Origin of the sequence: Nostoc sp. ChiQUE01b, from assembly GCF_034531255.1 — a bacterium.
Classification (GTDB): Bacteria; Cyanobacteriota; Cyanobacteriia; order Cyanobacteriales; family Nostocaceae; genus Nostoc.
The window spans coordinates 71,909-81,926 of the sequence record NZ_JAVRBM010000039.1; the positions used below are offsets into that span (position 1 = coordinate 71,909).

General features: G+C 37.6%; 8 protein-coding genes. 4 read left to right on the forward strand and 4 right to left on the reverse strand.

Features of this window, described 5'->3' with window-relative positions; all coding sequences use genetic code 11:
* Positions 1-182 precede the first annotated feature (182 nt).
* Both RMY63_RS23690 and RMY63_RS23695 read left to right on the forward strand, forming a co-directional pair.
* Complete coding sequence (locus tag RMY63_RS23690) at positions 183-383, forward strand: hypothetical protein (protein WP_322731057.1); 201 nt, start codon at positions 183-185, stop codon at positions 381-383.
* Positions 384-798: 415 nt separating this feature from the next.
* Positions 799-1,977, forward strand: a complete 1,179-nt coding sequence (locus RMY63_RS23695; protein WP_322731058.1) for a hybrid sensor histidine kinase/response regulator — start codon at positions 799-801, stop codon at positions 1,975-1,977.
* A 134-nt stretch (positions 1,978-2,111) separates the two neighbouring features.
* Here the strand turns inward: RMY63_RS23695 and RMY63_RS23700 are convergent, their stop codons facing one another.
* The 3 genes from RMY63_RS23700 to RMY63_RS23710 all read right to left on the reverse strand — a co-directional run bounded on the left by RMY63_RS23700 (position 2,112) and on the right by RMY63_RS23710 (position 6,555).
* Positions 2,112-2,831 carry a DUF4079 domain-containing protein gene (locus RMY63_RS23700; RefSeq protein ID WP_322731059.1) on the reverse strand — a complete coding sequence of 240 codons (720 nt, stop codon included), beginning with the start codon at positions 2,829-2,831 and terminating at the stop codon, positions 2,112-2,114.
* Between the two features lie 239 nt (positions 2,832-3,070).
* The gene (locus tag RMY63_RS23705) at positions 3,071-4,723 is read right to left on the reverse strand and encodes a glycosyltransferase family 39 protein (protein ID WP_322731060.1); all 1,653 of its coding nucleotides are present in this window, start codon (positions 4,721-4,723) and stop codon (positions 3,071-3,073) included.
* Between the two features lie 152 nt (positions 4,724-4,875).
* Positions 4,876-6,555 (reverse strand): glycosyltransferase family 39 protein, encoded by a 1,680-nt coding sequence (locus RMY63_RS23710; protein WP_322731061.1) that lies wholly within the window; start codon positions 6,553-6,555, stop codon positions 4,876-4,878.
* 281 nt (positions 6,556-6,836) lie between these two features.
* On the opposite strand from RMY63_RS23710, the gene RMY63_RS23715 reads away from it, so the two are divergent.
* Positions 6,837-7,232 (forward strand): RidA family protein, encoded by a 396-nt coding sequence (locus RMY63_RS23715; RefSeq protein WP_322731062.1) that lies wholly within the window; start codon positions 6,837-6,839, stop codon positions 7,230-7,232.
* A gap of 57 nt (positions 7,233-7,289) precedes the next feature.
* Here the strand turns inward: RMY63_RS23715 and RMY63_RS23720 are convergent, their stop codons facing one another.
* Complete coding sequence (locus RMY63_RS23720) at positions 7,290-8,078, reverse strand: GNAT family N-acetyltransferase (protein WP_322731063.1); 789 nt, start codon at positions 8,076-8,078, stop codon at positions 7,290-7,292.
* A 761-nt stretch (positions 8,079-8,839) separates the two neighbouring features.
* On the opposite strand from RMY63_RS23720, the gene RMY63_RS23725 reads away from it, so the two are divergent.
* Positions 8,840-9,910 (forward strand): LOG family protein, encoded by a 1,071-nt coding sequence (locus tag RMY63_RS23725; protein WP_322731064.1) that lies wholly within the window; start codon positions 8,840-8,842, stop codon positions 9,908-9,910.
* Positions 9,911-10,018 lie beyond the last annotated feature (108 nt).

A 10,018-nucleotide genomic window follows, 5' to 3' on the forward strand; every position in this document is an offset into this window, starting at 1 on the left:
ACAGTAAGCGTTCTAAAGCTAACAAATTCTACATTTCTGGATTTTTGTCAGCATACATGAGTAGTACTAAACAATACTTCCGATAGAGGCAAGAAGCAGCCATAACTATATTCTGGATAGATGTACTCAAACCTCTAATCTTCTTAAGATAATCCCAAGATTAAATAAATAGGAATGTAATCATGGCTGAAGAACAAAAACAAAAATCTGATAATCAAGAAACTACGCCCAGTTCTTCTGGTGGTTACCAAACCACCGTTGACGAAAGTACCCGCCAAACTGGCGATGCTGAAAAGACTGATGCTAAATCCACTGCTACACCAGAAGCACCAGAAAATGATTCTGTAGCAGGTAGCCCTAATCAGGGAACTGAGTCACGTTAATTCGTTTGAACTTTCCCAAGTTTTAATCATCTTGTCAGGTTTTTTGTAATCACCCTAATAGAGTAAGTATCGAGTGGATATGTGGTGTAATAGCTACAATTATCCACTTATTTTTTTGTGTTATGAGCTACATTATCTCTACCAGGATAATAGTCTCAATATCTTGAGCGAATTTTTGAGGTTTTCCGCCGTCTTCATGCTCGTCGAGAACAGTATGGTGGTCGCATCTGGGCTGAGTCGGAACCGGGGCGAGCGTAGAAACAGTATTTTATCTTACCTTCAACGCAAATTAAGGTATCTTTAAATATATATCTAATAACCGCCTAATAACATTCTAGTAAGCGCATGATTTCTATCCCTATCTAAAAAATAGGAAATCAGGTGATTATCTGACAAATTGATATAACCCTGTACTATGGAAAAGCTCACAATTCACATTCTATTAGTAGAAGATAGTACAAGTGATACTCATCTGCTACGCCGGATATTTTTAAATTCAGATCAAAAACAATGGCAGATGTTACATGTTGAACGTTTATCTGAGGCAATAGAAGCTAGCAGGAAAAACTCTGCGTCCACCCTTAATAATTCTCAGATAGAGAGTCGAAAGCAACGCAGATTCGACCTAGTTTTGTTAGACCTCAGCCTTCCAGACTCTATTGGACTGGAGACGTTGAAAGAATTTAAGGCAGCAGTACCTGATATCCCAGTTGTGGTATTAACAGGTGTTGATGATGAAGATTTAGCACTGCAAGCATTAGCAGAAGGAGCGCAAGACTATCTAGTTAAAGATAAAATGACTATACAACGGTTAGTGCGTGCCATTCGCTATGCTATTGAAAGAAGCGAAATTATCAACCAACTACGCGAGAGTGAAGAACGCACCCGTCAAGCGCTAGCAAAGGAACAGGAACTCAACGAGTTAAAGTCAAACTTTGTAGCAATGGTTTCTCACGAGTTCCGCACTCCTATGACAACGATTCGGACGGCTGTAGATATCCTTGAATATAACAACAATAAACTCACTGATGACCGGAAAACTAAATATTTTGATCGAATACAAAATGCTATCAATCAGATGCTTAATCTCTTAGATGAAATGTTGTTCTTGAGTAAAACGGAAACAGCTAAACTCGAATACAAACCTACACTTTTAAATTTAGAAAATTTCTGTAGCGAACTCACAGATATTCTTCAACTAAATGCAGGTAGTAAGCACAGTATTATCTTTACTTTTCAAGGGAAATCGACTCAAGCCCAAATGGATGAAGACCTACTAAATTGTATCTTAACCAATTTGATTTCCAATGCCATCAAATATTCCCCTGAAAATGACACTATTTGGTTTGATTTGATTTGCAAAGATCGCCTCGCCATTTTCCAGATCAGAGATCGGGGAATGGGCATTCCTCTCAAAGATCAAACTCATCTATTTCAAACCTTCTATCGTGCCAGTAATGTGGGTGTAATTCAAGGAACAGGACTGGGACTCACTATAGTTAAAAAATGTGTGGAGCTACATGGTGGTGATATTCAATTAGAAAGTGAACAGGGTGTTGGCACAACAGTAATTGTCACTGTGCCACTACAATGATTAGGCAAATAAATTATCATAATTGGGCATTGGGTACAAGAGGCAGAGGGGCAGAGGGGCAGAGGGGAAAGACTTACTGCTACTTCTCCCCTGCTCCCCTGCTCCCCTGCTCCCCTGCTCCCCTGCCCCCCTGCTTATTTTGGTGCTTGGGGATTTGGCGTTGGACAAGTTTTGTTAGCAAAATCACACTGATAAATATAGGGTTCTTGCCAACTCAGGGGAATTTCTAACAAGTCTCGCGTTCCTGTCATACCTTGTCCAATAAATAGCAACAAAGCAATGCAGTTTAAAATCGTATGGACGATACGCCAGCGATTGGACTTATCTTGATAAATGTCTTGAACAATTGCTAATGAAAAAATCATTAGCAGTGCTGCGGTAATTCCAATATAATAATGTGACCAATACCACTCATTGGTGCGGCGATAAACTCCATCCTGACAGCCTAGAATTACTAAACCTGCACCAGTTAAAGTTGCAAAAACTGCCCGCCACACCCGCTGCTTTGCCCGATAAAGAAATACTAACGAGGTGATGGTGGCAGCAAATATTAGCAGTATAAAAATAATTTGAAAAGGTTTTTGATTCCACAATTGATTTTTGATAATATTTTTGCAAATAGGGTAGCTTAATCCGATTAAAGTTAATCCAACAACTGCACTTGTGAGCCTTTCACCTAACTGCTTATGTTCTGCACCAACCACTGGAGGAATTTTACTCTTACTTCCCGCTAAAATTTGCATTCGGCGTTGGCGTGTTTGCCAAGCAAAATTAACTACTGTACCAATGAGTGGAAACACGATTATAATTGCGATCGCTGGATGTAAAAGACCAAGAAAATCTGTTATTTGCATACAACACCTTTCAATGAATCATTGAATTCATCACAAAGGATAATTTAAAGCATCGTACCATTACTTAAATTAATTTCAGATGAGAATTTGTTTAATATTTATTTTTGTTGTTTTTAGCTGATTTTAATCAAGAACCTATTTAAATATCTTATAAAAGATGATGATTCTAGCAAATATTTCCATATATCCAGGACTTACGCAAGATGTGCCTAAAAACCTGATTATTGCGTAGCGGTAATTCATGAATTACCGCTACTTTCGTTATGTTTTGCGTAAGTCCTAATTTTTTCAAAAAATACATTACTACGTAGATTTTCTATTTTCCAGAGCAAGTAATTATTGTCACCATATACAACAAACGTTTTACAATTATAATTTGTTTCTATTTGTTTGCGCCAGCTATCTGAAGGATTCAGTAAAAAAATATCAGTGAACCCATCAGGAATATTGGGGATAGAAGGGTCTTTTACTAATTGAAACTGCACTTTTGGCTGTACAAGATAGCTGAGAGAAAAGATATTACCATAATTAATATCAGAATCATTGCTAATCAAAAGTGGATGATTAGCCTGATTGATAATTTTTGCAACTTGTGGATTACCAGAGCTAATAACCTTACTCCACCAAGTTTCAGCCTGAGAACTCACTCCATAAGAAACTAGCCCACAAATAATCACTAGTCCCATGATTATTTGCCAGATTCTCCGGCGTATAAAACTCTTATTATATAACTGCGTAGCTAGTAGGTAAGTAACAGCTAGTTGAATTCCTAAATAAGATATCAATAAATAACGTTCTGCAAGCGATCGGATACCTCCAAAAAGTAAATCTGGTAGCATTAAAGGTAATGCAGGAATCATAATCAGAGTGACGATAAACAACCAGATTTTATAGTTAGTTGTTCGACAAATAAAATAAATAGAATATCCAATAAAAACTAAAAAAAATGGCGTAATTACATAGCTATACAGATTTTCAAAGCCAAAGTCTAAATCAAGAAAAATCCGATTTAACTGTAAAAGCCAAGATTTAATTAAAATGTCTAAAGGTAAATGTCTTTTTGTCCAGGCTGTTGAACTCTCTACTTGCAAAAAGTTAACTATCATAACCAATATCCAAGGTGTAAAAGCTAAAAATCCTGCTAAAGATGCTAATAAATAAGCTTTAACTGTTCTAGTAAACCTAAATTTCGCGGTGGAAATTACATAAATACCATGAGCGACTACGACAAATCCACTGAACAAAAATGTATAGAGACTAAGCACCAAAGTGACTGCATACATTCCCCAATTTAATATGCGTAGTACTCCCTCTTTTGATTCCAACCGTAATGCTCGTAGCAATGAAGCACTGCATAGTAATACAGTTACTATCCAAAGAATATATTCTCGTGCTTCTTGGGCGTATACTAAGTGAATAGGGGAGATAGCCATGAGTGCGATCGCAACCTCTGATACCCATGCCGATGCTTTAAATAATTCTCGACATAGCCAATAAATACTAGGAAAAATCAACAAGCTGATACATGCTGATAAACTTCTGATTACCGTCACAGAATTGCCAAATCTTTCCACCCAAAACCGAGCGAGTATATAATACAGTGGTGGATGCTGTGGATCGTCTACTTGCAAAGATGTAATTGTGTCACTTAAGCCTTTCTCCATATTGGGACTTTGGAATTTGGCAAAACTTTCCTTATTAATTATGCGACCATTAAATATTTGCTGCTTGACTTCATTTACCGTATAACCAGAAATCCGCAATGAAGTGAAAGTCTCATCATGCCAGTAAACTTTGCGATCAAGGTTAAAAAAACGAAAAAATATACCCACCATTAACAAAACTACAATGAGAAACCGCAACCTATTTGGAGCAAGTTGGAGATGCCGCATAACTAAATTTCACAATAACTTGTACAACAATGATCTACTTTAACAAAACAACTTTTTGTATCAAGTGGGAAAAGTGGATTTAGTAGGATGTTTTGTAGGAATCCTTCAAGCAGACTGATCTGTACAACAAGGAACTTTTCAAAAGTTGGCAGCTATGGAATAATTGTTTGCCCAGTTGATAGCTTGGCAGATAATTTATTATTAGGTGAGATATTACGTCTGCGCAAATTACGAGTTTTAACTAATTTCCAGACTGAATAATAGTTATCACTATAAACAATGTTTGTCTTGAATTGATACTTTTTTTCTATTATTTTGCTCCAAGTGTCTGAAGGATTAAGTAAAAATACATCAGTAAATCCATCAGGAATTTTAGGAATTTTTTGATTGTTCACCAGCAGAAATCGCACTTTTGGTTCCAAAAGATAACTTAAAGAAAAGATATCACCATAATTATTGCCCAAAGCATCACTAATCAAAAGTGGACGATTGCTCTGATTGATGATTTGGGCAACTTGTGGATTGCCAGAATTCATCTCCTTATTCCACCAAGTTTCTGCCTGGGAACTCACCTTAGAAGAAATCAAACCACAAATAATTACTAATGCCATGATTATGTGCCAAAAGCTCCGACGCGATCCGCTCCCATTATATAGTTGCGTAGCTAGTAAATAAGCAACAGCTACTTGGATTCCTAAATAAGATGGGATTAAATATGCTTCGATAGACACTCGTATCCTCCCAGCAATTAAATCTGGCAGTATTAGGGGTAATGCTGGTACTACAATTAACGTGATGAGAAAAGACCAAACTTTATAGTTAGTTGTTTGACAAAGAAAATAAATTGAATATCCTACCAAAGTTAAAAAAGCTAGTGCAATTAAATAGCTTAGAGGGTTTTCCGAACTAAGATTTATATCAAAAAAAGTTCGGACTAACTGCATTAATAAAAAAGGAAATATAGGTATCAAATCTGAATGCATTGTTGTTTTGTCTGCGGAAATTAAAAATTGAAAAAAGTCACCAGTCACAACTGTTATCCAAGGCATGAAAGCTAAAAAACCGACTAGTGATGCTAGCAGATAAGTTCTTACAGTTTCAGTAAACTGAAATTTGGCAGTTATTATTACATAAATTCCGTGAGCAACTGCTATAAATGCACTCCAAATAAATGTATAAAGACTAATGGCTAAAGTGACTGCATAAATGCTCCAGATAGCGAACAAATCTGGTTTTTGTCTTTCTTTTGCTAGCTCATCTTCTCGCCGTATGGCTTGTAGCAGAGACGCACTGGATAGTAAAATGGTGACTAACCAAAGAATATATTCTTGTGCTTCTTGGGCGTATACTAAGTGAATAGGGGAGATTGCCATGAGTGCGATCGCAACACCAGGAACCGATAATGGCACATTAAATAATTCTCGACATAGCCAATAAACACAAGGGAAAACTAGCAAACTAATGCAGGCTGATAAACTTCTAATCGCCGTCACCGAATTCCCAAAGATTTCCATCCACAATCTGGCTATTATGTAATATAACGGTGGATGCTGAGAATCTTGTTTTGCCAAAGACATAATTGTGTCATTTAAGCTTTTTTCTGGATTTGCACCTTGAAACTGAGCAAAACTTTCTTTGCCAATCACACGATTATTAAAAAGTTGCTGTTTAGCTTCATTAATTGTGTAACCAGAAATTCGCAATGAGGCATAAGTTTCATCGTGCCAGAAAACTTTACCATCAAGATTAGAAAAGCGAAACAATATACCCATCGTCAATAAGAAGATAGTTAAAAATCGCAACCAACTCGGAGCAAATTTGAGATGGCGCATAAGTAGTTTTCCCAATAGGTTGTCTAAAATCATTCAGTTAAATGAACTGAATGAGGTGCGTTCGTTAGGAATTATATCTGAGTTTGTTCATTAGACATAGCTAAGGTACTTTGATGGGGAGTCATCTGATTTGAAAGATTGACAATAAATATCTCTCTTCTATTAACCCTGAAAACAATTACACAAGGTTGTATCAAATATCGCAAAACTGACTTTGGTTTTGTAGTCGAGATACGAATGTGGAGTAAAATATCATAAATTGGTAATAAATTAGGTTTCTCATGGAACTGAAGCGGACATTTTCTAATACATCTTGGGAGTCAAAAGTAGGTTACTGTCGAGGCATAAGAGTCGGAAGCCAGATTTATATTTCTGGTACTACACCAGTTGATACCACAGGAGGTGTTTTTGCTCCTGGCGATGCTTATGCACAAGCAAAGCGCTGTTTTGAAATTATCCACAAAGCTTTACAAGACTTAGATGCCGATCAAAGTAATGTTGTACGGACTCGGATGTTTGTTACAAACATTAGCTGTTGGGCTGAATTTGGACGCGCACATCAAGAATTCTTTGGAGAAAATCCACCAGCTTCAACTATGGTAGAAGTTAAATCCTTAATTGATCCAGCGATGTTAATTGAAGTTGAAGTTGATGCGATCGCCCCAGATTCAGAGTGATAAACATCAAACTTTAGCTTCTGTAGCTGCCTGTAACTGACTGTAGCTAGAGAATATTTACAGAATTTGGTAACGCCACCTAGCAAAGTCTTTGCCATTAGATATAGTTAAAAAATCAATAGTTTTAAACTGGCGATCAATAGCTGGAACACTACATATTTTAGCTCCAATATTCAAATATGCCTGCAAAATTTTAGGAATTTCAAAATTATATTTATCTGGACAATTTTGAGGTATTTCTAAACAAGATTGGGGATTTGGATAAACTAAAATACTCGGATGCATTAAGTTATTCTGCTGAAAATAATCATAAGCGCAATTAGCTTGCCAAGGACATTGTGTTAGTAATGATGCACAACCAAAGAAATATTGATTTTTACTCCAGATGAGATAATTTGCCAGCCCTTCCCAGAGTAGCAAAAGTGCCTGACTATTGCGATATTCTTTAGCTATACATGCACGCCCAACTTCCACTGATACCTGAAGCACAGAATTGGGAATTCCATTAAGATTAAATATATCGGTAGCATCAAAACCCAATCTTTGAGAAGCCATTGTATAGGTTTGCATCCGATAAGTTCCAATCGTTTTACCCGTATGTTTGGAGATTAGAATTAAATGATGGCAAACCGCATCAAACTTATCTATATCCATCTGGGTAAAATTAGAAGCAGAAAATCCTAAGCCTAGTTCAAGATTAAAAACTTCAAAGCGCAACCGAAAAATTGATTCTAATTCTTCTTCAGTTGAAGCCAGCCGTAGGGTATATTTTTCAGTTTGAAGGACGGGAAAATCTTCAAGAGGAGGAGGATTCAGTGGGTAATTGATGCGTCCAGAAACTTCCATCTATCTTCCTACTTAGATTTGCGAAAATATTCTACTAGGATTTAGGCACTATACAAATAGCTCACATTATGCATTAATGTGTCGAAGTGTAATTGAGACAGTTTTCGATCAAATATCCTTTAGAGCAATACGCTTGGATTAAGGATTTTTGGTACTGATTTTTGACCTGTAAAGACGCGTTAGCGCAGCAAAACGTTAGCATAGTGGGGCAAAGCCCAGTCCAATTTCGCGTCTCTACCAAGGATTTTAGGTTGAACTGAACGGTATTGTGGTTTAGAGAGCTTTTTTACTTTGTTAGATTAGGGTTAGAGTGCTCTTATTATGGAGATTAATTCCCAAAAAATCTGGCAATAAGATACAAAATTTTCTTTTGATATACGCTATAGATGTAAGTCATACCATTTTACACAAACCCTCATATATAGCAATCCGATTTTATTCGGTGAATTCTCGTCGAGACTAGGGACTGGGAAGAAGGAATAAAGGTGTACTGAGTTTTTTTCACGCAATCAAATATGAGTCCTATATATTGTGGTGGCACTTACCCTCAGTGAGGAAGTTATGTCAATTGATCGACCGAGAGAACTTGCTATGGTGTTCAAAAGTTGAACTATCCCAACGAGCCTTATCAAAAAGATTTTTAGAATTTCCAGCTTTAAAACCAGTTCTGAATTTGCTAACTGCACATCAGAAGGCTATTCCCGCTTGCTAGAGTGTGAGTAGTTCACGTAAAATATAGTGCCATTGTTGCGGCAGTTCTCATGATCTCATCTGCGTCGTTTGACACATTAGAGTCTTTACAGGCGGATATCGCTGAATTGATCGTTCGTTTACCGACATTAAAAAATCGGCAATTTATTCAGCAAGCACTTACTACTATTGTTCGTCTGGCTGATACCGAAATTGAGCGTCTCGATTGGAAAATCTTATCCGCTGCATTAGCAGATATGGAGCGCGGTTTCCAGCTTTTTTATGATTACCGACACGTTCGCAAAGTCACCATCTTTGGTTCTGCCCGTCTAGCGCCAGATAGACCAGAATACCAAATGGCCCTTGAATTTGCTCGTGCTATTTCTCAATTAGGATTTATGGTGATGACTGGTGGTGGTGGTGGAATCATGCAGGCTGGTCATGAAGGTGCTGGACGAGAAAATTCCTTTGGATTAAACATTCAGTTACCCTTTGAACAGCAAGCAAACCCTTTTATAGAGGGCGATCCCAAGCTAGTTAACTTCAAATATTTCTTTACCCGCAAGCTGTTTCTCCTCAAAGAAAGTGATGCTGTAGCCTTGTTTCCGGGAGGCTTTGGCACTCAAGATGAAGCTTTTGAATGTATGACATTAAGCCAAACTGGTAAATTTGGGCCAGTACCTTTAGTTTTAATCGATCGCCCTGGTGGTGATTACTGGCGCTCTTGGAGCGAATATATTGATAAGCAATTAGTGCAAAATGGTCTTGTCAATCCTGAAGACCCCAGCCTTTACACGGTGACAGATAACCTGGATGTGGCTTGTGACGCTATCACCCGTTTTTACCAGGTTTATCATTCCAGCCGCTATGTGGGCGATAAGTTGGTCATCCGCCTGAAGACAGATATATCAGACGCTCTTTTAGAACAACTCAATGCTAATTTTAGCGACATTATTATTCAAGGAAGAATTGAAAAAAGTCAGGCATTACCTCAAGAAGCACAAGATGAAACTGTTGGACTACCTCGCCTCATTTTGTACTTCAATCAACGCGACTTGGGGCGCTTGTATCAGATGATTGCCACAATTAACCGGATGGGTACTCCTTCACCAGAGGATGTAGCGCATCCAGAAAGAAAGTAGCTCTTGAAGCAATACGCTTGGGTTAAGAAAATTTTTCTGTTAAGGCAGGGGGAGCAGGGCTTTCAAGGGTAGGTGTTTAAGAAAGTCGCCAAATGAAGGTATGATAGC